This window comes from Njordella aestuarii (genome assembly GCF_056494165.1).
The window spans coordinates 1,366,615-1,392,893 of sequence record NZ_CM151397.1 but is presented as its reverse complement, the minus strand read 5'-3'; the positions used below and the strand labels follow the sequence as shown (position 1 = coordinate 1,392,893).

Genomic DNA, 26,279 nt, shown 5'->3' with positions numbered 1-26,279 from the left:
TAGGGGGGCAATTTCCTAGTCTTGACCGGCGTCCAACTTACAGCCTTGGTGGTTTGCACAACAATACCACCAATGTTTCGTTGACCATTTATCGATTCTTGGCGAATTGATCGGTAGGCAGCGATAGGGACTATTTGAGCTTAAGCGTAGGAGGAGTTCCATGCGACGTTTCTTTATGGGCTTGGCGATCGCATCGCTAACCGTAGCGAGCCCCATCGCGGCCCAAGCCGGTGATCGCGAGATTGCCGACACGATCGTTCAGACTTTAAAGGACCGTCAAACCAACGGTTCCTTGAAAGACTTTGACATCGACCTAGCGGTCGAAAATGGCGTAGTTACCTTGACTGGCAAGGTCGCTAACGCACAACAAGCAACCGCCGTAGTTGAAGCTTCTCGAGCTACAGCCGGTGTTGTGGAAATTATCAACGAGATTGAAGTTCGCGAGAGCGTCAATCCAGCCGTTGTAGCGAGCGAAGAATCGTTCGTTATCCCGGCTTCGGGCGAAGCTGAAATGGCTGAGCCACCTGCGATGCAAGAGCTTGCACGCAGCGTTGCTCCAGATGATGCGAAGATCACCGATTCGATTTTAGCCCAACTGGCGTCGATCAAGAACGAAGGTGCCTTGCGCAACTTCGAACTAGACGTGTCGACAGTTCGCGGCGAAGTTTGGACTCGTGGTTACGTATCGACGCCAGAACAAAAGCAACTTGTTTTGTCGACGATCCAGCACGTCACGGGTGTAACTAAGATTGTTGACGACATCAATCTTTTGAGCACACCTGGCCAACCAACCAGCCCTGTTCAACAAGTATCGGACAGCCGAGTTGTTGGAACCAGTATGCCAGTTGTCGGTCAACCAGGCGTTCCGCAAGCGTTTGCTCAGAGCCAACTGACGAGCTTCCAAGGCGACATGGGTTACGACCCAAGCTGCGTAGCTCCGATGGGTGCTCCAATGGGCGGCATGGGCGGCGGTCCAGTTCCGATATCGGGCGGACCATCTTATGGCCCAGGCGTACCACGCTACGACAATCCTCAAGCACCAAACTATGCTTGGCCAAGCTATGCAGCGTATCCAAACTACTCTGCCGTAACTTATCCAAAGCAATACAGTGCGTCGGCGTGGCCTTACATCGGTCCGTTCTATCCATACCCTCAAGTTCCACTAGGATGGCGCAAAGTATCCTTGGAATGGGATGACGGACTTTGGTACCTCGACTTCTCGCACAAGAGCGGCCGATAACACACATCGTCGCTTGAGATCAACGTTGCGTTGTTAAAGACAACGCAGCTACAAACTGTGGCACGGCCTCGCTAACAATTGCTCAAGCAATTACTCGCGAGGCCGTTTGCCATTGAGCATTGCATAAGTCGTCAATAGTCTTACGCCGACTGTTGGTCGTATTTGACGCGGTGGTGATAAATTGCAGTCAATGACTTTAAGATGGCCATCTTGATCGTGTTCAACTGCGTCAGAGTCAATCCGCATTCGTCGAATTGGCCATCGGTCAGCTTCTTCATCGCGATCGCTTCGATCAAGTTCTGCAGCCGTGTCGGTGTTGGTTCAACTAACGTACGTGAAGCACTTTCAACCGCATCCGATATCATCAGCACGGCGGCTTCAAGCGTTTGCGGCTTTGGGCCTGGATAACGAAAGGTCGCTTCCGAGACTTGCGTATCGCCGTTGGCTTCTTCATTTTTCTTGGTCGCTTGCTTAAAAAAGTACTCGACCAACGTCGTTCCGTGGTGCTGTTCGATAAAGTCGATCATCGACTTAGGAAGATGATGTTGCCTTGCAAGGTCAGCGCCGTCTTTGACGTGGGCGATAATCACCAGCGTGCTCATCGCCGGCTGCAGCGCGTCGTGACAGTTGACGCCTTGAGCCTGATTCTCGATGAAATAGTTCGGCTTGAACATTTTGCCGATGTCGTGAAAGTACGCGCCGACGCGCGTAAGCAGCCCGTTAGCACCAATGCTATCGGCGGCTGCCTCGGCAATGGCTGCGACCGTAATGCTATGGTTATAGGTTCCGGGTGCTCGCTGCGCAAGCTGCCGCAGCAAGGGGTGACTTGCATCGCCCAGTTGCAACAGACTTAAGTCGGTTTGCACGTCGAAGATGCGTTCGATGAATGGCAACAGGCCGTTCATGATCAAGCCCGCTAGCACCGTAAACATAGCATGCCAGCTTGCTTCCTTGACGATTTGCAACATCAACGGCGATGTTCTTGGCAAGGTGCTAGTAATGGGATCAGTGGCCACGGCAGTGACAATGGATAGTGATTCTGGATCTTGAGATATCCCGCTCACCTGCCCAACCATGGCGCCCACTCCAATCGTCGTAGCAAAGACGACGATCGCAGCGCCACAAGAGACATACAGCAATCGATTTCTGTCACGTACACGCCCGAGCAATAACGTACTCGCGGCCGATACAGAAAGCAGAATCACAAATTCAGCGATGTCCATCCCTAGCGCGAGAGTAATCGCGAGCGAAAGCGTCGTCAACAGGATTAACGTAATCGATCGTCCGTATGCGATCGTGGCCGTCATCGCGACGATCACCAGCGGCAGAATTCGCTTGGATCGCCACGGATCCTGCGCCGCAAAAGAGCACAATAAAATGCATAGGACACAAAGGCATAACAGGCGAATGAGCTTGCGATTATCGGTTAGCAGCGAACGATCAAGCTGGAAATAGATAAACAGTCCGCAAAGTAGACTGATGGCTGCCAGCATCCCGATAAAGGCCACAAAGCGGATGATACACTCCGTCCAACTTTGTTGTACTAGCCACGCGTCATATTCAGCGCGAAGAATCTGAATATCGCTGCTACCGAGCGGCTTTCCGCCTGGAACTAAATTCGTGACCGATGGATAGTAAGGCGTCATCACAGGCGGAACTTCCTTGATCCGCGCCACGCGCGCCTCCTGCGTAAGATCGATGTTCCATTTCAGTGTTTCAGGAAGCAACGGTTGAATAAAGTGAAAGATTAGCTCTGCTACCGTGGCTGCTTCCAAGCTGCCGTAGGCGGATTTCATTTCCCGTTTCAAACTCTCGTGGATCACCGGAGCGACTTCGACAATTCGAACACGTTTAACGTCGACTTCGATCGATTCTTTCTCACGGCCGGGTGCATAAACACGAATCGCCCGTTGGTTGCCTTGTTCGAGACTATGATCCAAGGCCTTGATCAAGCCGGTCTCTTCGATTGGGTCGAAGACATTCTTAAGTACCGCGTCTAACTTTCCAATCTTGGTATCATCGGCCAGTACTGCGCGTATGGCTTGAAGCGATAGATCGGGCGTAAACGATTCGGTACCATTGGGCGGTGGTATTAACTTGTTGAGCGCTGTCCGTTGGTCTTCCTTAAGCGACGAATAGTCTTCGCCTGAGGTGAGCTTGAGCAAAATTTCACGAATACCACTCTTGAGCTGAATCAGTGGCTGCACATTGTTCTCGTAATAGCACAACACAGTGCTGCTGACTTGCGCTTTGCGTTGTTCCGTTTTCTGTTCGTCCAGCACTTCAAACGGTACGCGTGCGACGATAGCTCGAGCCGGCACGTAGCCTTGGCGATAAGGGAACGGAGGATTCCAGCCTTGCAGCCCGACCGTAACAATCGCAATCGCTGCTGCGGCCATCAAAAAGCGTAGCAGGGATGAGGGCTGCGTTAAGCGATTCCAAAGTGCTACCCATGAAAACGAGTCCACCTGGAGTGTTGCGACCCGTTCAGAACGAGTTCTAATGGTTGCGTTTGACATGTTTCAATCGCGTTAAAGCCGCACGCGAATCATCCTGCTGGTTCGTGATCGTCGCCATCAAAGACGACGCTGGGTGGAACTGCGTTCGATTCGTCGTATGCTGTTACAATCCTCTGCACTAGGGCGTGGCGTACGATGTCGGTCGTATCAAGCTTAACAAATGCTATCCCTTTAATACCGCGAAGCCGTTGAACTGCGTCGCGAAGCCCGCTGGTTGAGCCACCAGGCAAATCGATCTGGGTAACGTCCCCCGATACGACAACCTTCGAACCTTCACCCATGCGAGTCAAAAACATTTTCATCTGGCTTACCGTCGCGTTCTGCGCCTCGTCCAAGATGATAAATGCGTTATTAAGTGTTCGGCCGCGCATATACGCCAAAGGTATAACTTCGATCGTCTCTTGTTCCATCAAGAACTTGATCTGGTCGAAATCGACCATTTCGTGAATCGCGTCCAAAAGCGGCCTAAGATAAGGATTCAGTTTCGCCTGCAAGTCCCCCGGAAGAAAGCCCAAACTCTCGCCAGCTTCCACCGCCGGTCGAACTAAGACGATCTTACGGATCTGCCGGGACCGAAGAGCCTCCACGGCGGTCGCGACTGCTAAATAGGTTTTTCCGCACCCAGCAGGCCCAATACAGAACGTCATGTCGTGCTTGCGGATCGAGTCGACATATTTCGCTTGGCCGTCGGTGCGTGGACGGATCCGCTTGCCAGCCGAACCGATGGCTACCTCGCCCTTCGGATACTCGCGTTTCTGCGGACTGGTGGAGTTTCCGAGCACTTCTGCAACTTCCTCCGGCCCGATCTGCGAATTTCGCAGGACTCGGTCCTTGAGTCGCTCCAGAATGTCAGTGGCCATCCGCACGGCTTCTGCTTCGCCGGAAACACGGATTTGACCGCCGCGGTGCGTGATTGCGACGCCAAGCTGGTTACGAACAGCTCGAAGATTCGCGTCTTGCGGTCCAAACAACTGCAGAGCAATGCTTGGATCCGACAAACTCAATATCGCTTCAGACATTCAATATCGCTGCCGATCAGCAACGCTTCTCAGGATATTTGGCTCATACAACTGGAAAGGCTAGCCTGAATTAGGATTGCGGGAAAGCAACGCTTTCAGAAAAGCATCCGAAAATCCGACCAATCGCTCTCGCAGTTCCGGAAACTCCGGTCGTCGCGAACCAATTTAGACGATCCAGCCAGCAAGAACAGCAAGATATGCAAAAGGAACCGCGAAAAAAAGCGAATCTGTAACGTCCCAAACTCCCCCTAAACCCGGCAGCAGCCGACTGCTATCCTTCGCCTGGACCGACCTTTTGAAGACCGATTCGAGCAAGTCGCCCACCAGCCCAAAAACCGCAATACCAGCTCCGGTAACAATAGGCCCCCACAGAGGGACTTTAACGGCCGCTGCGGCCGGGCTGCCAAAGATCCCAACCGACGCATGAGGGAAGTAAATGAACGCCACCACGGCAGCCACGACCACGCCTCCAATTGCACCTTCCCAAGTTTTCTTAGGACTAATTATTGCGTGAAGTGGTCTCTTTCCGATCGCACGCCCCGTAAAATAGGCCCCTGCGTCGGACATCTTGGTCACGATCACTACGCCAACCATCAAAATCAACCCAGAATAGTCAGCCGGCGACAGCCTGATCACGATCAGGAAATGAGACAACCCGATGCAGTAAGCCACAATCATGGCGGCTACCGCAAAACGCACGACGACGCTGCGCTGGTACGTCCCATAAAATTTAAGACTCTCGAGCGCGAGTACTACGATCGCACTACAGATGGCAATCGCAGACCAACCTACCATTCCAATAGGACAGTCTTTCGGATAAGGCTTGCCAGAGACCAAGGGATATAAAATTGGCATCGACGCTAGGCAACACGCCATCAGGCAGGCAGCCACGATCCACTTTACCGATACCTCATGCTGCGACGAAACCAACCGAGCGAATTCATACGCAGTCCCACATACTAAAAAGAAGTACACCGGCAAGAGGAAAGTGCCAGGCGATGCACCTAACCACGAGTACGCGTCAGCAAAGACGAAGACGAGAACACTTGAAATCAAAATCGCTGCTGAGAGGAGTCGGCTGGCTAACAACGTCGTTCAATACTTGAGGAAAGAGGAAGCGGTTAAGTTGCTGGCTGACTAAGACCACCAAATCGCCGTTGTCGCCCACCATACTCTTGCACGGCGGCGATGAAATCAGTCTTGGTGAACTCTGGCCAGTGAGTATCAAGTATACAAAATTCCGCGTAGCTCAATTGCCATAACAAATAATTGCTTAGTCGAAATTCGCCGCTTGTTCGAATCAACAGATCAGGATCGGGGATATCGCGTGTATAAAGATGATCGCTAATAGTCGCTTCGTCGATCTGATCGCTGGCCAGCTCGCCAGTGGCAACTTTCGCAGCCATACTGCGGAATGCATCGACTAGCTCCTGGCGTGCGCCGTAGTTAATCGCCAACGTCAAAACCAATCGTTCGCCTCCAACCGTAGTGGCCATCGCGTGCTGCAATTGTTTTTGGATCTGTGGCGATAGTTCATTCAGCCTTCCGATTGTATTTAACCGAATTGACTGTTTGACGAGTTCTTTGCTTTCGTTCTGCAGATAGGTTTGCAGCAATCGCATCAAAAAGTCGAGTTCGACCTTTGGCCGCTTCCAATTTTCTGTCGAGAAGCAATAAAGCGTTAGGTATTTGACCCCGGATTCGATCGCTCCTTCAATCGCAGCTCGGACCGCGTCAGCACCGCGACGGTGACCTTCCACGCGCGGCAATCCTTGACGCTCTGCCCAGCGGCCGTTTCCATCCATGATGATGGCAACGTGATTTGGAATCGATGAACTGGACATGAGGCAATGGCTACTTTACTTCTTTGCGACAATCTTTTTGGCTTTGATCCGCTGCGATTCTTCAAGAAAAATCGTTTGCTTGCGATCCGGGCCAATCGATACGATCCCAATGTCGATGCCCACCAGATCAGCGACGCGCTGCATATAGCTGATAGCGGCCGGTGGCATATCGTCTAACGATCGTGCACCACTAACATCGCTGTTCCAGCCAGGTAACGTTTCAAACACGGGCTTGGCATTTCGCAACTGTTCGATTTTGGATGGGAAGCGGTTAATGATTTGACCTTCGATCTCGTAACCGGTGCAAATCTTGATTTCATCAAGATAACCGAGCACATCCATCATCATCAACGATAACGTGTTGATACCGCTAAGCCGCGAAGTGTAGCGAACGGCGACGGCGTCGAACCAGCCACATCGGCGAGGTCGTCCGGTAGTCGTACCGAACTCTTTGCCGATTTCACGAATCTTCTTCCCAATATCATCATGCAGTTCTGTTGGGAATGGACCGCCGCCGACACGTGTGCTGTACGCTTTGGCAACTCCGATGACTTCTTTGAACCATTTGCCTGGAACACCGGAGCCAGCACTGATGCCGACGCCGGACGCATTGCTGCTGGTAACGAATGGAAAAGTTCCATGGTCAATATCCAGCAGGGCACCTTGTGCGCCTTCCATCAATAAACTCTTACCCGCATCAAGTTCGTCCAACAAGTAGTTGGTCGTATCCATGGCAAGCGGAGCAAGTGCTTCGGCCCATCGCTTCACATCGCTTAATATCTTGCTCGCATCCAAACTTTGGAGTTCATCATTTTCGGCAAGAGCCGACAGCCATTTTTGCTTGAACTCGAGTACCGAATGAATCTTTTCTTCGATGTCACTCGAAAGAATGTCGCCAAGGCGAATCGCGTGTGTTCGGCCAACTTTGTCGCGATAGCAAGGGCCAATACCCCGCAATGTCGAACCAATGCTCTCGCCGGAGACCATCTGCCTGTTCGAAATGCGATCTTCAACGATATGCCACGGCATCACCAAATGCGTGCGTTCGCTGATCCGCAAATTCTTTGTCGGATCGATTCCACGGCTCTGAAGGCCTTCCAATTCCCCCATAAAAGTCGTTGGATCCATTACCACGCCTGGTGCAATAATATTCATGACACGTTCGTGCAGAATACCGCTTGGCACGTGGTGCAATTTATAGACTTGAGATCCCGATACGACGGTATGACCAGCGTTCGCACCGCCTTGATAGCGGACGACGATATCGTTTTTAGGTGCGAGTAGATCGACAAGCTTTCCCTTAGCTTCGTCGCCCCATTGCAGACCAATAACACAGGTTGCAGGCACTACTTTTGAACTTTCACCGTTGAGAGGCAGATGCTGCGGCGTCCTTTTACATTGACGACGCCGCCATTGAAGAGCGAAAGTCTATTGAAGAACCGTACGTCTGGTCAAGCCACTGTCGGTTTTTGCGGCGTTTCACGCTTGCCAGACGGCTCAAGCAACGAAAAAAGGGCCGTCCAGCACTCTTCGCTCGACGACCCTTTAAAAATGGCAACTTTTAACGATGCAAATTATTGCCCTGTTCCACCGGTGCCACCACCAGTACCACCACCGGTGCCACCACCTGTATTACCAGTGACGAAGTTGAACGTATCAACCTGCTGAATCGCGGAAAAGAACGGTGTCGGGGTAACGCGAACGTAGCGGCGATCGCCAGAAATTACTGCGTTTGACGAGAGCATCGAACCGGCTTGGATCTGCTGAATAATCGGCCGCGTTCCAACCACACCCCGGAAAGGGTTGATAGCTGGTCCAAAGAACCCACCAGGGAAGAACGGATTGAAACCACCGACACTCCCGTTGTTCTGGGAATCCCCCGACGAAGACTGCTGAGCCAACACAGCGCGAGCCGTAGCGAGCTTGTCTGCTTGCGTCTTGCCGATCTGGATATTGGCGACCGTGTCTTTGCGATGGCCTTTCTTGACGTCTACCTTAACCAGTGCGTTCTTCTCCGAAACAGGAATTTGCTGACGGATATGACGCTCATGTTCGGTGCCAAAGTCGGTAAGGATATCGACAACAACAGTCCCACCACTGACTTCGCCCCAGACCTTCTGGACGAAAATATCGTATTGCCCTGCGAATCCTGACGCACAAACGTAGGTCTCGCTAAAGCCATCGTTACCCGCCTGATCCAAGCTGGATGTATCCCCTAACAAAACGCCACCGGCAGTTGTTCGCGGATTTCCAACGGAGCAGATCGTACCTGTCGGCTCTTGAACGCTAAGGTCGATATCAGCCTCGCCCGTCCAAGACACGCGGACAATGATGTCACGTGTTACGTTGGCCTTCAGATGATCTTCAAAAGCTTTTGCTTCGACGATTCGACCTGAACGGTTTAGCGTAGCAAATGCAACTTGAGCGGCCAAAGCGGCCTGTTCAGTCAGCTGCGAATGTTCAGCTGACCAGGCTTGGCTCAACACGCCGACACACGTCCAACGCATCGCCTCGATGTCCTGCAATTCAACAGCAACGGGTAGAGCCATTTGGTACGGCTCAGGACGAAGCGGTTGTTGAATTGAAGCATCCCGCAGTGCTAACAATGCTTCTGACTTCATGTCGCGCGAAATCAGATACTTCGCAATTCGCAATCGGTCTTCGATATCGTTGCTATAGTCAACCGCGGACATGAGAACGCGGTAGATGTCTGCATTGGAGTAGTCGCAGGCTTGCATCGAAATGCTTAGTGCTTCGTACATCCAAGGCAATGGATACCCCCGGATGATCGACGAATTGAGTGCCGCAATGACCTCTTCGAAATGAGGCTTTGCTGCAGCCAAATTCTTTTCTGCACCAACACGCTCAATTGCATTTAGTTGCGAATTGATCAGCTTGACAATCTTCGCTTCGACCGCTGCTTGTCCCGCTTCGTCTGCGGCAGCTAGTTGATCGATTAAAGCATTCATCTTGACGACAAGATTCTTCTCCAGAACCGCAACTGGCTTTGCCGGTAGAGCCTGAGCCTGCACAGACGAGGCTGCTTGTGGTTTTGCTGGAACGTCATTTACATCGAACATTCCGCCACCACCACCGCCCATGCCACCCATGCCGCCGCCGCCCATACCGCCACCCATGCCGCCGCCCATGCCGCCGCCGCCCATGCCGCCGCCCATACCGCCGCCCATCATGCCGCCGCCCATACCGCCACCAGACATCACTGGCACGACGAGGTCACCGACAGGATAAACACGGATGATCGCAGCATTACCTTCGTCAACGGTCGTAATCGTCATTACTTCGTTGTCGATCACATAGGTCAATTGCAACTGGCCAAGAATCTGGTTCAGCGCCGCACGCAATGACATTTCCGGAACGTTTTGCAAGATGATTGGATCGTCAGGTGAAGAGACTCCACCTTCCAACGCGACTTCGTCAAACAATATCGGAATATCGAACTGCTGCGCAATTTCGTCGATCGCACTTCGCAATGGAACGTTATTGAAGTCAGGCGTAAAAGTCCTGCTCAACGAACTGTAAATTCGTTGTTCCGATGGATTCGAACCTGCCAAATCGATCGAACCATAACGCTCTAAACGGCGAGCCGACAACCGTCGCCACACGTCCGAAGGTGGATACAAAACTGGTGGTTCGTCTGAAATTGGAATCGAAGCGATTTCGTTTTGGTAAAGAACGTCAACAAAACCACGACGTTTTGCATAGATCACGTCGTAGATCAAGTTGTAGTTCGACTCGATACTCGACTTGGTTTCTGTAACAACCGAAATTACCGTACGCTTGGCAAGGTCGTTGACGATCGGAGCGATCTCTTGATTCGCTTTGACATACTGCTGTTGATCGATCAACGCATTGAAACGCTCAACCAATTGTTGGATAGAAGCTTCGGTCCGAGCTTGTTCGGCCAGAAGTCGCTGCGATTGAGCGGCTTGGGCTGTCGCCGATTCGGCAGTCGCTAGCTGTTCACGAACAACAGCTTCTCTCCTAGCGGCTTCTTGGATGTCAGACGCAATACGCGCCTCTAACTGTGCTCGTTTGCCTGGATCAAGGTCTGGCGAGCGAACAACTTCGCTGAGCAAGAGCTTGAGGGCAATCTTGGTGCCTTCTGGATCCCGAGAGATCGAGTTACGTGCTTGGCGAAGCTGCGAATTCACTTCCGCTTCGAGGCCTTCTGCTCGCAACTGACGGCGACCAACTTCGTCGGCTAACAAATCACCACCAAGGGCAAGTTCGCTACCACCCAACATTGGTGGTTCGCTGTATGCGGGAGCAGACTGACTACGAGGAAGCGAGGGAACTGGATTAACAAGCGGAGCGGCTGGAACATCCAAGCCCAGATCGCTGTCGACTTCTGCTTCCGCTGGTGCTGGCGGAGTCACATCCGAATCAAAGCCGCCAAATGGTGTTTCGGCGTCATCACCTGCAGGCATTTCGGCTTCTGCGGGAGTATCGCCGAAAAGCGAATCAGTCGAATCGCCGCCAAGCTCAGATCCAAACGGATTGTCGTCTTGGAAAGCAACTAGCTTCACTTTGACTTTGCGTTGAACCGATGCCGAATCATCCTTTTTCTCAATGGCACTGAGGATATTCTTGGCTTCTAGATTGTTAGGATCGCGACGCAAAGCTTCTTCAGCAATCGAACGTGCGCCTTCAACATCACCACGTTGCAAAGCAAACTGGGCGTCTTGGACCATGCTGACCGAAGCGACACTGAACATGTTCGCAACTTCACGCAAGCCCTCAGAACCAGCCGTTGGTAAGGTAAGACCACCATTACCTTCAACTTCACTGACTAGCTTTTGCAAGAAAGCCATGTCTGGGTTCGATTTCTCGGCCTTCAGGTTCCACTCAAGCTTGACATCTTTGCCATCGAAGTGACCTTCGACCTTTAACGTACCTGGTTGCTTGCCAGAATCCATCTTGCCGATAATGACCGAATCGCGGTCACCACGCACTGGTGGCAACTGTGCAGGCAGAGCTACTTCGACAAGCTCTTCGATATTCGATTTTGCAGGCCAGAAAACGGGTACCGAAGTCGTATCTGCCAAACGTTGGCCAACATCTTGCGGTGTTCCATTGGTCGTTTCGCGAATGAAGATCGCTCCGCCAGTATGATTGGCCAGAGTTGCAAGCGATTCGACGTCAACCGCAGCTCCAGTGCCCATCGAAGTTACACTAATACGACTGGCGACCAACGATTCAACGAGACTGCGGAAACCGCTTTCGTCCAGCAGACCAGTTCGCGTCATGCCATCGCCCAAGTAGACGATCGCACCACCGCTGGGCAGTTGCTTGCCGGCAGCTCGAAGCGCCTTAGGCAAATTGGTTGCTCCCAAAGGCACACGCTTTTCAAGTTTCGCAATGGCCGCCTGCATGGCTGGCGAATCTGCGAGGTGCAGCCCATCACTCAAGTCGACGGTGTCTACGTCGCAGGCCATCAGCCCAACCGACACGTCCGAGGGCAGCCCACGCAACGTGAACTTCAACACGTCCAGCGCGTCTTCGCGCGTCGCTCCAACTTGGGAGGCCGACGTGTCGAAAAGAATAATGACCGGTTGCTTCACTCGCTGGCTCGCAGCACTCTGTGCCGCAATGCTCAAAGCGTAAGACGTTTCGCCAGTAGCATCCGAAAAAGTCGCCAGCCGCGAAGCGGACGCCTTCATGTCAAAGTCGGCTGCTAAGGCAAACGGGCTCGCAACGCCAAGCATTGCTAAGGAAGTTAGGTATGTCAAACGACGTGGTCGCGACATAGGATTGTCTCCTTCAAGGTAGATTTTTTCGCGTTCATGAGCCGCTGGGCTCGGGCCTACGACTGCTAATTACACTTTACTTCGCATGCGCTCGGCTGCTAGGCAATCGGCACATTTTCCTGCATGAGCAACCCTTTTGGGCTCGTTTTCGGACCGTTACGTAAGATACGTACGACGATCAAAAAAGGCTTCAAGTCTGGATGACCTTCTGCCGCAAGGGCCGCTCACACACGCTTTCGAGGTTGCAATTTGCAACATCAAAATGTGCCTATTCACTATTAAGCAAACTGCTGGCCGCAGAGTCTTCGAATAACTTCCGGCCGCTGGATTCGAGAATAGATTCAATAATTTTTTGGCCAGGGCACTTCGAAAGCCCTTTTCACGACTAACGGCAGCCGAATTACGCCGATTTTAACGATGAAATCAGCTAAAAACGGCGTCGGCCAAACTAGCTTCAAAACGTAACATTTCCGAAGTGTTCAATTCTGCAACACTTTCGGGAAACGCGTAGCGACGCGGAAATAGTCTTTCTGCCGCGCCAAGATTGCCACCGGCACCGCCTCGAAACGAGGCAAAGTGCGTGTCAAAAAAACTTCGAAAATTTTTGCGGCTGACGCTAAAAATCTACAATGCAAAGCGTTCCTGCAACGACATTACGGTCATTTCCTTGGTCCGCATATCCTTCATCGCGCCTATCGCTGCTTCAGCAGCTGAGATTGTCGTGATGCAAGGCACGCCGAATTGGACAGCCGCAGCACGAATCCTGCCTTCGTCGGTCCGAGCGCCTTTGCCATTGGGCGTATTGATGATCAAAGAAACATCGCTGTTCTTCAAATAGTCAATCAGATTCGGATTCCCCTCCGCCAGTTTGCGGACGCGTGTCACCGGAATCCCCGACTTTTCAATATGAGCGGCAGTTCCCGAAGTAGCCAGCAACTTGTATCCCATCTCGTGCAAAGCTCGCGCTAGATCGGGCATCGTGCCCCGATGCCGCGACGATACGCTCAGGAACACGTTGCCCGACTCTGGCAACACAACGCCCGCCGCAATCTGGCTCTTGGCGAAAGCAATCGAAAACTGATCGCTCGTCCCCATCACTTCACCCGTCGAACGCATTTCAGGGCCCAAAACGATGTCGACACCGGCAAACTTACGGAATGGAAAGACACTCTCTTTCACCGAGACGTGTCGTGGTTTTGGTTCTTCGAGGATCCCCAGCGACGCCAGCGTTTCCCCCGCCATAACCTTGGCCGCAATGTTGGCGACAGGAACCCCAGTCGCCTTGGCAACAAACGGTACCGTGCGGCTTGCGCGAGGATTCACTTCCAAGACATAAACGATCGATTTGCCGTCTTCGTCCTTAACCGCAAACTGCACGTTCATCAGCCCGATAACTCGCAGCTTCATAGCCATCGCCTTGGTCGCGACACGAATCTCGTCCAGGACATCGCTTCCCAGATGGTGCGGCGGAATCGCACAAGCGGAATCGCCTGAGTGCACGCCGGCCTCCTCAATGTGTTCCATGATCCCCATGATGACGACATCTTTGCCATCGGCCACCGCGTCGACGTCGACTTCAGTAGCGTCTTCCAGAAAGCGGTCGATCAGAACTGGTTGGCCTTCGGCGACAACAAACGCTTCAGCAACATAGCGATCGAACTGGCTCATGTCATAGCAGATCTCCATCGCGCGTCCGCCTAACACAAAGCTTGGCCGAACCAAAACTGGAAACCCAATGCGCTGCATACTTGCGCGGGCTTGATCCATGTTGCGCGCGATCGCATTTGCCGGTTGCTTCAGGCCCAATTCCGTTAAGAACCGTTGGAACTTTTCACGATCCTCGGCCGATTCGATCGTATCAACGCTCGTGCCAATGATCGGAACTCCCGCGGAAGCAAGCGCCCGCGATAAATTTAACGGCGTCTGGCCGCCAAACTGCACGATCACGCCGTCGGGCTGAGTAACATCGAAAATGTTCAAAACATCTTCCGTCGTCAGCGGCTCAAAGAACAGCAAGTCGCTCGTGTCATAGTCAGTCGAAACCGTCTCGGGATTGCTGTTGACCATGATGGACTCAATGCCAAGCTCGCGTAATGCATACGAAGCATGGCAGCAACAATAATCGAATTCGATCCCCTGACCGATACGATTGGGGCCACCGCCCAAAATCATGATTCGTTTCTTGCCCGGCACTTTCGGCGGAACTTCATCCTCTTTTTCGTAAGTGCTGTAATAATATGGCGTAAACGCTTCAAATTCGGCGGCACAAGTATCAACTGACTTGAATACTGCCTGAATTCCACGTGCGATTCGCCAACGCCGCACTTCGCGATCGTCGCTCGAGAGCATCGTCGCGATTTGGCGATCGGAAAAACCATATTGCTTTGCCGCCAGCATCTTGTCGGCGTCCATTTGGTTCAGCGAGCCGACCGAACGAAGGTCGTTTTCCATCTCGATAATTTGATCCAGTTGGTCCAGGAACCATGGATCGATACCGGTCAACTGGTTGATTTCTGCTAAGGAAATGCCTGACTTAATGGCGTACCTCAGGAACCAAACTCGGTCAGCATTGGGACGGATTAGCTTGCTGCGAATTTCGTCATCGTCGGGCTGATCCTCGCGTCCCCAGCGATCTTTACTATCGCTGCCAAAACCGAACGCGCCGACTTCCAGCCCACGCAGTGCTTTTTGGAAAGACTCTTTGAATGTTCGGCCGATAGCCATCGTCTCACCAACGCTTTTCATTTGCGTCGTTAACGTCGGATCAGCTTCCGGGAATTTCTCGAAGGCAAACCTTGGTATTTTCGTAACGACGTAGTCAATCGTCGGTTCGAAGCAAGCCTGCGTCTTTTGTGTTATATCGTTCGGCAGTTCCCACAACCGATAGCCAACAGCCAACTTGGCCGCAATCTTGGCAATCGGAAAGCCGGTCGCCTTACTTGCAAGTGCACTAGAGCGAGAGACGCGTGGATTCATCTCGATCACGATCATGCGCCCATCGGATGGATTGATCGCGAACTGAATATTCGAGCCGCCCGTTTCTACGCCGATCTCGCGAATGACTTGGATGGAAGCGTCACGCATCCGTTGGTATTCTTTGTCGGTCAGCGTCTGCGCCGGAGCCACCGTGATCGAATCGCCTGTATGAACGCCCATCGGATCAAAGTTCTCGATCGAGCAAATGATGACGACGTTATCGTCAGCGTCGCGCATCACTTCCATTTCGTACTCTTTCCAACCGATGATCGATTCCTCGATCAGCACTTCGGTGGTGGGCGAAAGTGAAAGACCATTTTGGACCAGCGTTTCGAAGTCGTCGCGGTTATAAGCGATCGCGTTCCCGCTGCCACCCATCGTGAAAGATGGTCGGATTACGCATGGCAAACCGATCTCGGTCAGCGCTGCCCGTGCTTCCGCCAGCGTATGGACGACGACTCCTTTGCACACGTCCAAGCCAATTTTGTGCATGGCGTCTTTGAATTCTTCACGCCCTTCCGCCTTCTGGATCACGTCGGGCCGAGCTCCGATCATCTCGCAGTTGTACTTTTTCAAGATCCCGTGCTTGTCCAAGTCCATGGCAATGTTGAGCGCGGTCTGTCCGCCCAAAGTTGGCAGAACGGCGTCGGGTCGCTCACGCTCGATAACTTTGGTAACGAACTGCCAAGTCAACGGTTCGATGTAGGTGCGTTCAGCCATGCCAGGGTCGGTCATGATGGTGGCAGGGTTGCTGTTGACCAACACCACTTCGTAACCTTCTTCCCGCAAAGCCTTACATGCCTGAGTGCCCGAATAATCGAACTCACAGGCTTGTCCGATGACGATAGGTCCTGATCCGATCAGAAGAATCTTTTTGATGTCGGTACGACGGGGCACTTCCAGCCTCTAAAAAGCAATAGTGTCGAGCAGTTGAACGTTCCGTGGCTCAAGCCGATATAGGCCCTGTTCGGACCTTTTGGACTTGCCACCCTGACGTTCGCAAAATTGCCAAGAGCCTATCACGGTTAACGCACGATGTTAAGGCAGCTAACGAAATTTGTAGAACCTTGCCCGCACGTCGGCGTGTTGCGACTGTTCAACCTCTCCCGTAGCTGCGTTCGCCTAGAACGCGGTCGAATCTCGATACAATTCCTTTTGGATGCAGATCCCTGAAAAAGGGTGCCACTGCTGGCTCGTCCAGCAGTGCTCGTGGCGAAACAGCAAACCTTCCCAACACATCACCGGCTTCTAGGCGAAGCCAGCTACGATGCGCTTGTATCCTCTTGTATCCTCTTCCCGTAGCTGCGTTCGCCTAGAACGCGGGGGAATCGGGGTGCGATCCCAAAAAACGATCCCGGACCGCCCCCTGAAAAAGGGTGCCACTGCTGGCTCGTCCAGCAGTGCTCGTGGCGAAACAGCAAACCTTCCCAATACATCCCCGGCTTCTAGGCGAAGCCAGCTACGAACGACGTCAAACCTAACCGACCTGTTTGCAATCGTCGTCAATTTCACTATTCTGCTCTTTCCCCCCGCTCACATCCTCCCTATCGAACATGCAAACAAAACCTGAAATCCGTGCTGCGGCTCACGAGAATCGCAAAAACCAGCCTGATAAAGATGCCGTTTCAGCTCAAATCGTCGATAGATTTATGCAGCTGCCCGAATATAAAGCTGCGGGGACGGTCATGTTCTACGTCGACGTCCGCGATGAAGTCCGCACGCGGCACGCTCTGCCGGCGGCCCTGGCTAGCGGCAAAAAGATCGTCGTACCCTATTGTTTGGATGGCGAACTAGAACTCTTTCATCTCGAATCGATGGACGAGCTCGAACTGGGAATGTACCGAATCCTAGAGCCTCGCGAGGATTTGCGCAGCGTAGCTGCCAAACGGCTCGAACCGCAGGACTTAGATTTAGTGATGGTACCAGGGGTGGCGTTCGATCGCCAAGGCGGTCGGACTGGCCACGGAAAAGGCTACTATGACAAACTTTTGCAGCACGCTCGCTCCGATGCTCCGCTGATTGCACTGGCGTTTGAATGCCAGATGTTTGAGAAGATTCCGGTGGAAGATCACGACATTTATATGGACGCGGTCGTGACTCAAGATGCCGTTTATCCAGGCCGGGGCCGCAATTAAGTTTGCTTGGACGACTTTCGATGTTGACCAATCTCTCCAAGCGGCTGATGCAGTCGAGGCGACTTCATCGCGTTGGCGGATATCTTTTAAGCACCTTGGCCGGGCGTTGGATGGAAACGCTCGACTATCGCGTGGCTTATTATGACCCGTCGGCCGACGTTGGGCGAATCGAGTACAACGAACCTGTCATCTATTTAGTTTGGCATGAGTATCTGACGCTGCCGTTCTTTGTTCGCCGCGGAACAAAGCTGGCGTTGCTGACTAGCCGGCACCGCGACGCAGAATTTTTGACGCAAGCCGCAGAAATGTCCGGATTCCGGTGCTTCCGCGGCTCCAGTGGCCGAGGCGGAGGTGGAGCGTTGCTGGGAATTTTGAAAGAGTCTCACCAGAACGGCTTAGTCATAACACCCGACGGCCCCCGCGGCCCCCGCCGCAAAATCGCCATCGGCCCGGTCTTTCTAGCTAGCCGGCTCCAGTATCCAATTGTTTTGATCGGAGCCGGCTTTGATCGTCCAGTCAGGAACAATCGAGCTTGGGATAAGTTTGCAATTCCACGGTTTCACAGCCGCGCTCGCATGATTTTGAGCCCGAAGATCTATCTCCAGCCAGAGATGAACCGCAGCCAGTTGGAATCAGTCCGCGCTTCGTTAGGAAGATCGCTAGCGAATATTACGCTCGCCGCCGAACGATGGGCGGCCAGTAACCGCCCCCACGAAAACTCAGCTGCCTTTTATCCTGGCCCTTTTGCATGCGATTCGAGAATTAGCTTTCGAAATAGCGAAACCGATGTTGGTTTGTAACCCGCTGATTTTGTACAGTCCGAAACAGCTCACTGAAGTGGGAACCTTGCTTGGCTCAACTTTGCCTCGCTTAAGAATTTCGGACCGAAGCTCAATCCTGCAGCGTCGACTAACATGCTCAAAGCGCTCGAACTCAACGGCTTTAAAAGCTTTGCTGATGCCACGCGCTTCGATTTTCCAGACGGAATTACGGTCGTCGTTGGCCCCAACGGTTCCGGAAAATCAAATATCGTCGACGCCATTAAATGGGTCTTAGGCTCACAGTCGGCCAAGAGTCTGCGCGGCGGCGAAATGTCCGACGTGATCTTTAAAGGTTCCAGTGCTTCCGGCCGCAAGCCCTGCAACAGCGCCGAAGCCACCCTCGTACTCGACAATTCCACTCGCGTGTTAGGGGTCGAAACCGATGAGGTCACCGTCACTCGCCGCGTGTACCGCAGCGGCGAAAGCGAGTACTTGATCAACAATCAAGCTTGCCGGCTGCGCGATGTGAAAGACCTGTTTCGCGGCACGGGCGTCGGCGTTGACGCCTATTCTTTGATCGAACAAGGCAAAGTCGATCGAATGCTGCAAGCAAGCCCCAAGGATCGCCGCGCAATCTTTGAAGAAGCGGCGGGCATATCGCGCTTTAAAGCCAAGAAGATTGAAGCGGAACGTCGCCTGAATCGCGTCAACCAAAACATGCTCCGTCTCTCGGACATTGTTGACGAAGTCGCGGGCCGATTGAATTCAATCAAATCGCAAGCCTCCAAAGCCCAGCGATATCGCGAAATGACCGAACGACTCGGTATCCTCCGCTTACAAGTTGGTCACGCAGAGTTTGCTGACCTGCAGCATAGCGATACGGAGTTGACGAAGAAGATTTCCGAAACGGAGATGCTTCGCGACGCTAAACAAGCCGAAGTCGCTGAGCGGGAAACAGTCGCGCAGCAGGATCGCGAACATGCGACTACGCTGCAGCAGAACCTCCAAGTCTTAATCGAACAACAGTATGGGCTTGAGAATAGACGCTCGACGCTTGAAAACCAACAGCGAACACACCGCGAGCGATTGGCTGAACTGACTGACGAGAAAGCAATCGTCATCCGTCAGTGCGAATCGCTTCAAGAACGCGCGAGCTTGACCGAAGATCAGATCGTTGCGCGAGAAAAAGAGCTCACTTCATTGCGCGAGTCGAAAATCGCGCATGATCTTCAAGTTACCGCTGCGACGGCACAGTTGAGTCTGGTTGAACAGCAACGACTGCAGATCGACGCGGACCTCGACAGACTGCGGCACGAACTTGAACGTCTCCGCCGCGACGAGTCGGCGAAACAGTTGCAAGTAGCGAACCTAACGAATCGCTTGGAAGACCTGAACCAGCAATTGGAGTTCGCTCGCGCAGAACTAGCCAAGACGACCGAACAACTTGACGCTCACAAAGCCAAACACGCAGTTATCCAAGAGCAGTTTGTTGCAGCAGAAAGCTTGCTGGAGAAACGCGAGCAGGAGTTGCATGATAGCCGCGCTGCACTAGAACTTCAGCGCGAAGCGTTACGAGCGGAACAAGAAAACGCAATCGTGCTCCAAGGCCGACGTCATTCGCTGCACGATCGACTTGAACTACTGCAACAGCTGGATGCTGAGAATAACGGTTTGGGCGATGGCGCTCGAAAACTGATCGACATTGCTAAATCGAAACCGCAAGCACCTTGGAACAGCATCCAAGGCTTGGTAGCCGACTTGATCGAAGTCGACGTTCACCTCGCGCCGCTGATCGACGTGTCATTAGCTCATCTCTCGGAAGCAATTGTGCTCGCCGATGGCCAGATCGTCGATCTGCTACAAAATAAAAAATTGCAGATTGAAGGTCGAGCGACGCTCTTGCGACTTGATCGAATGCCGTCACGACGCGCTGGCGATCGTATCCAACTGGACGGTCTGCGAGGCGTCATCGGTCGCGCAGATCGGCTGGTACACTATGGTGAAGAGCACCAGGGATTGGTCCAGTTCCTCCTGGGCACTACTTGGTTAGTAGATTCGCTGGAAACCGCGCTCGACCTCAGCCATTTTCGCGGCAGCGGACTGCGATTTGTTACGGCTGCTTGCGAACGGATCGATACCGACGGCACCATTCACATTGGTACACTGCAGACGCTCTCGGGTATCTTAACGCGACGCAGCGAAATACACGCCGTTGAAGACGAGAACGAAAATCTGCTGCAATTGATCGAAGAATCGGCCAAGAAAGCAGCCACGCTGCAAGCCGAACTCGATGACAAAATCCGCGACGAACGGGAAGTCGAAAAAACGCTGCGTGCCGCTCAGCGTGATGTAGAACAAGTGCGTTTCGAACTTCAGTCGCTTGCCAATGAAACGGATGTAATTGCCAAACAAGAAGAATCGCTTCGACTGGAAATCGAAACGCTGGCAACAAACATCGAAGAGACCTCACAAAGTATTGCACAGTCCGAACTGTCGCTTGAACAAATCGCGGTTGAGCTGACTGAAACGCAGCAAAATGCGGATGCGATTCGGGAAAGCCGCCAGACGCAGCACACCATCCATTCAGCCGCCAGCGAACAACTTTCCCAGCAGCGTATTGCGGCAGCCAAACTCGAACACCAACTCGAGAGCGAACAGTTGATGCTGAACGCTTTGCTGAGCGATCGTGATGAACGAGCGGAACTGGTACGGCAAAGCGAAACGAAAATCGCCGGCATCGAAACGAAGATGGTAACCGCAACCGATGCGATCGCCAAAATCGATATTGAACTGGTGGAAGTCGATGGTGCTGTACAAGTGAAACTGGCTGAAAAATCAGGCCTGGAAGCTAGTTCACAGGGTTTGATTACGCAGCAAGTCGCCAGCGAAAAGGCATTGCATGCGGCTCGCAACGAGCTCAGCAAACTTGTGGCGATGATCGATGAATGCAACACGGCTCGCGTTCAAAATCAGCAGCGGCGTGAACTTTTGCTGCAGCACTATTTAGACGATCACCAAATCGATCTAAACCAACCTTTGCCAGTTGAACTTCAAGAGCAAGAGCTTGATCGTGCGGCGGCTAACCATGAAATTGGCAAATTGCGAAGTGAGATTGCGTCCGTAGGCTCCGTGAACATGGAAGCATTGGCGGAGCTTGATGAACTTCAGTCCAGATACGATTCGCTGCACGCGCATTATGTGGACCTCGAGTCAGCACGCGAGAGCCTGCTGAAGATCATCGAACGCATTGAAGTCAAATCGCGTGAGATGTTCATGACAACCTTGGAAGCGATCCGTTCGAACTTCCAAACACTTTACCGTCGCAGTTTTGGCGGCGGATCGGCTGACATCATTCTGGAAGATCCTGATGATGTACTGAACTGCGGTGTGGAAGTGGTTGCAACGCCGCCTGGGAAGATTGCACTTTCCAATTCCTTGTTAAGCGGTGGCGAGAAAGCGTTGACGGCGGTCGCTTTGATTATGTCGATCTTCCAGTTTCGCCCGAGCCCTTTCTGTATTCTGGACGAAGTCGACGCTCCGTTTGACGAGGCCAATATTGGTCGATTCGTGAATGTGTTAAAAGACTTTTTGCACATGACGAAATTCATCGTTGTATCGCATAGCAAGAAGACGATGACGGTGGCTAACACAATCTACGGTGTTACCATGCAAGAGAGCGGAGTGTCGCGTCAAGTTTCCGTCCGCTTTGAAGAAGTGGGCGACGACGGCGAAATCCTAACCGACGAAAAACCTAAACGCAAAGCTGCGTAGGCAACTCGGAACCGATCAGTAATCGCTGGATTGCAATAATCAGTCGTTCAACTTACGCTTCTTTTAGTCGATATTCCGACCGACTGGTTGGGAATAGTCGTGGACGCTGGGAGTTGAATTCGAAAATCGATTGGTACGGTGGCACGAGCGGTCGGCCATGCAATTGAGGAATCCAAGTCATGAATCGCGCTGCAAGGTATGTCAAGATCGTCGAGTGGTCGGATGAAGATGACTGTTTCGTAGGGAGTTGCCCAGGGCTACTTTATGGTGGCTGCCACGGTAACGATGAAAAAGCCGTTTTCGCTGAACTGTGCCAAATCGTCGAAGAAACGTTAGAGTCGTTTGAGAAAGATGGAAGGACGTTGCCACCGATCACTTCCGGACACGATTGGGCAAATACCATCGTAAACGCTTCGTCAGCGCGTTGAGGATATGCCTCGGTTCGATGCTGAAGCAGCCCGTCGGAGTGATATCCGACCGCCCGAAGATTTTCTTGACACGGAGGCACAGCCGTGCGACAACAACAGCTTGTCTTACGAGCTTCCCTCTCCTCAGTTCGATAAAGCGTAACGCTATGTTTGGCTTCCAAGTGATTCGTACGCTATTCCCAACAGGCTTATTTCTTTGTGCAGCGTTTGGTTATGCAGGCATGACAAACGGCCAAGAAGACAATGCACGGCAACCGGCTGTGGAAGCCGCCGCTAAGCTCGATGCATTGGTTGAAAGCCTCAAGCCCTTCATGGTGCAAGGGACGCAGAATAGACCAGACAATCGCTATGAGGTCGGCTTCTTATGGGCAGTCAATGATGATGATTTTGAAATCTACGCTAGCGCCACGCACGTGACTGCACAACCAAGTGGAAAAGTTTCGGGTCTGTTTAAGTACGAAAGAATCTTAACGAACCCTCTGACCAATCAACATTGGTACCTCAATGCAAAGCTACGCGATGGCAAACTTTTGCCAGATAGTATGCACAAGCAACGACTAGCACCTATTACATTCGGACAACTGGGCCCCATCAGCACGTTATTCAAAGTTGCATGTGGTGATCGCTTCTTTACGTTATCCGAACTAGTCGATTATTGCGAAACTGTTAGCGACGGAGGCCTACAAGAATTAAGCGGAGGAGACGCACACGACTCGGAATCAGTGCAGTTTTTCGACATGTTCCCGCCCAAAGTTCTAGGTAAACCAGAGAAGATTCGAGTCGGGATCGGCAGCAAATCAGGCCTGATTCGTCGTGTAGAAGCTTCAACTCGATTCAAAGAACAAGACACGAATCCTTTCGTATCTATTTGTGAAGTGACGAGAATCGTACCGTTTCAAGACCGGTTGGTTCCGAGCGAAACCAGTTGTCTTTCAGTCACCGCTGAGCAAGAAACCCCGAAACTGCTCAGCACACTCACGTTTTCGTTTACAGAAGACTTTCAATTCGATCCGACTTGGATCGATCAATTCTTTCCTGAAAACTCCGTCGTTCAAATACTCGACACGCCAGTCCAACTGGGTAATACCCAAAAAGAAGTTCCGGTAGAGATCGTCGGCCCCAATGGAACTGTGGTCGAAACGCTCGAGCCTGTTGGAGACGACGAAGCGAAACGCAATAAGCACTTCGAGCGAATGATGGGCCTTTCGAGACCGCTCCTTAATGTAGACTATGTCCAACCCATTCCTTTGTTGGATCAGATTTCAAATGCTGATTCGGGAACTCGCAACAGCGGAGCATCTAGCAATCGCCCCTACGCAGCAATATTAAGTCTAGTGCTAGTTCTTTGCGGTCTGATAGTGTTCTTCCGCTGGCGAAGCCGTAAATGAAAAGTTTGCAGGAAACGAAATGTTTACGGCGGACTCTTAGTCCGTTGATAAAGGCGACGGAAAGGAAATCCTTCGTACGAGGCTTTTTGATCCGAAACTTCTAAAGAATCAGTATGTTGCAAAGCATTTGTTTAACCGCAAATCAGCCGCGGCCAACAAACAATTGATCGCGCGGCAGGACGGTCGCTTCTAACATGGCGACGTGGTCGGGTAGGGATGCGGCAGAAATAACGACTTGCGCAACATCTTCCATCGCCATCATCGGTTCGCTATCCTCCTTTTCGGCGCTCGCCTTTCGTCGCTCAACCGCGATATTGCCTGGCTGAATGCAACAACACGTTACGCCATATTCGCGACCTTCCAACGCCGTTACTTGCGTCAGTCCCCACAGCCCAAACTTGGATGCGGAATAAGCAGCTGAATTTGGTCGCACGCGATGAGCCGAAATCGATCCGATGTTGATAATGCGGCCATGCTTTTGTTGCTTCATGATCCGCAAAGCTTCGCGGGTACAGAGAAAAGGCCCTCGCAAATTTGTGCCCAGCACCTTATCCCACGTCTCCGACGACATTTCATCCAGCGGTCCACCGTCAAACGCACCTGCGTTGTTGACCAAAAGATCTACACGCCCAAAATGCTCGTTCGCTTCACGAAAAAGTGCTTGAACGTCCGCTTCAACGGCCACGTCGGCTCGTACTGCTAAAGCGCGATTTCCCAGTTCTGCAATCTCCAGAGCAACTTTCTCCAGACTTTCAGAGCTTCGCGATGATATGCAAACATTCATCCCTTGCTTTGAAAGTGCCAGACTGAGCACTCGACCTAAACCACGACCCGCGCCAGTAATGATTGCCGTCTTGCCATTAAGCATTTAATGTAGGTTCTTCCATGGATTGAAGTTAGTAGGAAAAGCGACTTAGGAGCACTGGCGTCGTAAGGCCGTGGCCGGACATGATGTGGGCATTTGTATGCTTTTCCGGTGAGGTAAACGCTGCCCGATGGGCAAGCGGTTAAACGAAGTCACCCAATTTCGATTGCGAAGTTCTCGCAGGACGCTTCCTTACCCCAACGTCCAATCACGCGACGGTCGCGAGCGCAACAAGTTCGCTTCAGGATCATTGATAAACTCTTCGGTCGTCGGATCGATTTTGATTGGGCGTTTCAGAATCCAGGCTGCCGCCGCCGCATGACAAGCGATATGCGAACGCCGCATCACTTCGTGATTCGCCGCCGGCATGCTTCGTGTACGCATGCAATCGAAAAAGTTTCTTGCATGCGTCGAAACGTCCAAACCGCGAACGCGTTCAGTGTTTTCAACTTCCCGCGAAAGCTTCTCCGACGACAAAACCAATTCACCTTCGTCTCCTGTTTCAACCGATCCTTCCTCGCCCACAAAACGGACTGGACAAGTTCCCAAGCGTGTAATGTAGTGCGGATCACGATTGCCGAACGGTTCTGGCAAAAAGTCGACGATCAACTCAACTCCATTCGCGTATTTGCAAACAATGTTCTTCTCCGACGGAATATACTCGACTGGCATCGTATCATCACTGCTGTTAGCCCACTGGCACAGATCGATGGTGTGAGCGCCCCAATCGAGCAGCCGTGCGCCGGAGTCGAAATCCCACTGTCCTCGCCAGTTGCCATTTACGTACTCTTGGTTAAATGGTCGCCATGCAGCAGGCCCCAGCCACATATTCCAGTCGACGACTTTGCGAGGTGGCGTTGCCTGGGCGGGCAACCAGGAATTGTCGAGCGTTGGAATGTATACTGACGCATGCAACGTTTTCAGCTTCCCAAGCTTGCCGGACTGGGCGAGCGTAACTGCTTGTTGGAAATTCAAGACCGATCGGCGCTGCGTCCCTGCTTGAAATACGCGCCCCGTGCGCTTCATCGTATCGGAGAGTTGCTGGCAATCGTGGATCGTTATGCCACACGGCTTTTCGCTATAAACATCCTTGCCTGCCTCAGCGGCCAACATCGATGCCGCTGCGTGCCAACGATCACCAGTCGCAACGAGCACGGCGTCGATGTCTTTCCGTTCCAGCAGCTCACGAAAGTCTTCATACAGCTTGCAATCTTTGTTGCCATAGCGTTCATCGACCAGCTTCTTGCCGGCATCCCGTCGGGAAGCTTGCACGTCGGCGATCGCCACGCACGTAACATCTTTGAACTCGAGGATCGATTTTAGGTCGTACGTGCATCGTGGGCCAATACCGATGATTCCGAGCGAAATTCGTTCACTGGCTGCAGTATTATCGTTTTGTCCTAAGACGCGTGAGGGAATTATCGTGGCCGCCATCGAAGCAGCTACACCCGTCGCAGACTTGGCTAAAAAACTTCGCCTGGTGTCCGATAAAGTTCGTTCTGGATTTTGCATTTTGACTGCTCCGGGAATTGCAACCATAAACTGTGTACTTGTTGAAGACCGAT

The 26,279-nt window shown here is 52.4% G+C and carries 15 protein-coding genes; 6 read left to right on the top strand and 9 right to left on the bottom strand.

Annotation, left to right across the window (positions count from 1 at the left end; all coding sequences use genetic code 11):
- Positions 1–160: 160 nt before the first annotated feature.
- Positions 161–1,240: a BON domain-containing protein gene (locus tag SH451x_RS05380; protein ID WP_479361418.1), complete on the top strand. Its 1,080-nt coding sequence runs from the start codon at positions 161–163 to the stop codon at positions 1,238–1,240.
- A gap of 140 nt (positions 1,241–1,380) precedes the next feature.
- On the opposite strand, the gene SH451x_RS05375 is transcribed toward SH451x_RS05380, so the two are convergent.
- The 7 genes from SH451x_RS05375 to carB all read right to left on the bottom strand — a co-directional run bounded on the left by SH451x_RS05375 (position 1,381) and on the right by carB (position 16,263).
- Positions 1,381–3,759: an HD family phosphohydrolase gene (locus SH451x_RS05375; protein ID WP_479361417.1), complete on the bottom strand. Its 2,379-nt coding sequence runs from the start codon at positions 3,757–3,759 to the stop codon at positions 1,381–1,383.
- A gap of 29 nt (positions 3,760–3,788) precedes the next feature.
- The gene (locus SH451x_RS05370) at positions 3,789–4,778 is read right to left on the bottom strand and encodes a PhoH family protein (RefSeq protein ID WP_479361416.1); all 990 of its coding nucleotides are present in this window, start codon (positions 4,776–4,778) and stop codon (positions 3,789–3,791) included.
- Positions 4,779–4,943: 165 nt separating this feature from the next.
- A complete protein-coding gene (locus SH451x_RS05365; RefSeq protein ID WP_479361415.1) occupies positions 4,944–5,867 on the bottom strand; it encodes a phosphatidate cytidylyltransferase in 924 nt (307 codons plus the stop codon).
- 32 nt (positions 5,868–5,899) lie between these two features.
- On the bottom strand, positions 5,900–6,622 hold the full coding sequence (gene uppS, locus SH451x_RS05360) for an undecaprenyl pyrophosphate synthase (RefSeq protein WP_479361414.1): 723 nt from the start codon (positions 6,620–6,622) through the stop codon (positions 5,900–5,902).
- A 15-nt stretch (positions 6,623–6,637) separates the two neighbouring features.
- Entirely contained in the window at positions 6,638–7,969 is a 1,332-nt protein-coding gene (locus SH451x_RS05355) for an adenylosuccinate synthase (protein ID WP_479361413.1), read from the bottom strand.
- Between the two features lie 227 nt (positions 7,970–8,196).
- Positions 8,197–12,390: a DUF2135 domain-containing protein gene (locus SH451x_RS05350; protein ID WP_479361412.1), complete on the bottom strand. Its 4,194-nt coding sequence runs from the start codon at positions 12,388–12,390 to the stop codon at positions 8,197–8,199.
- Positions 12,391–13,014: 624 nt separating this feature from the next.
- Complete coding sequence (carB, locus tag SH451x_RS05345) at positions 13,015–16,263, bottom strand: carbamoyl-phosphate synthase large subunit (protein WP_479361411.1); 3,249 nt, start codon at positions 16,261–16,263, stop codon at positions 13,015–13,017.
- A gap of 656 nt (positions 16,264–16,919) precedes the next feature.
- On the opposite strand from carB, the gene SH451x_RS05340 reads away from it, so the two are divergent.
- The 5 genes from SH451x_RS05340 to SH451x_RS05320 all read left to right on the top strand — a co-directional run bounded on the left by SH451x_RS05340 (position 16,920) and on the right by SH451x_RS05320 (position 23,849).
- The gene (locus tag SH451x_RS05340) at positions 16,920–17,501 is read left to right on the top strand and encodes a 5-formyltetrahydrofolate cyclo-ligase (RefSeq protein WP_479361410.1); all 582 of its coding nucleotides are present in this window, start codon (positions 16,920–16,922) and stop codon (positions 17,499–17,501) included.
- A gap of 20 nt (positions 17,502–17,521) precedes the next feature.
- Positions 17,522–18,301, top strand: a complete 780-nt coding sequence (locus tag SH451x_RS05335; protein ID WP_479361409.1) for a lysophospholipid acyltransferase family protein — start codon at positions 17,522–17,524, stop codon at positions 18,299–18,301.
- 114 nt (positions 18,302–18,415) lie between these two features.
- On the top strand, positions 18,416–22,033 hold the full coding sequence (gene smc / locus SH451x_RS05330) for a chromosome segregation protein SMC (protein WP_479361408.1): 3,618 nt from the start codon (positions 18,416–18,418) through the stop codon (positions 22,031–22,033).
- Positions 22,034–22,212: 179 nt separating this feature from the next.
- Positions 22,213–22,461, top strand: a complete 249-nt coding sequence (locus tag SH451x_RS05325) for a hypothetical protein (RefSeq protein ID WP_479361407.1) — start codon at positions 22,213–22,215, stop codon at positions 22,459–22,461.
- Between the two features lie 146 nt (positions 22,462–22,607).
- Positions 22,608–23,849: a hypothetical protein gene (locus tag SH451x_RS05320; RefSeq protein ID WP_479361406.1), complete on the top strand. Its 1,242-nt coding sequence runs from the start codon at positions 22,608–22,610 to the stop codon at positions 23,847–23,849.
- Positions 23,850–23,991: 142 nt separating this feature from the next.
- Here the strand turns inward: SH451x_RS05320 and SH451x_RS05315 are convergent, their stop codons facing one another.
- Both SH451x_RS05315 and SH451x_RS05310 read right to left on the bottom strand, forming a co-directional pair.
- Positions 23,992–24,717: an SDR family oxidoreductase gene (locus SH451x_RS05315; RefSeq protein WP_479361405.1), complete on the bottom strand. Its 726-nt coding sequence runs from the start codon at positions 24,715–24,717 to the stop codon at positions 23,992–23,994.
- Between the two features lie 189 nt (positions 24,718–24,906).
- Positions 24,907–26,226, bottom strand: a complete 1,320-nt coding sequence (locus SH451x_RS05310) for a Gfo/Idh/MocA family protein (RefSeq protein ID WP_479361404.1) — start codon at positions 26,224–26,226, stop codon at positions 24,907–24,909.
- Positions 26,227–26,279: the final 53 nt, after the last annotated feature.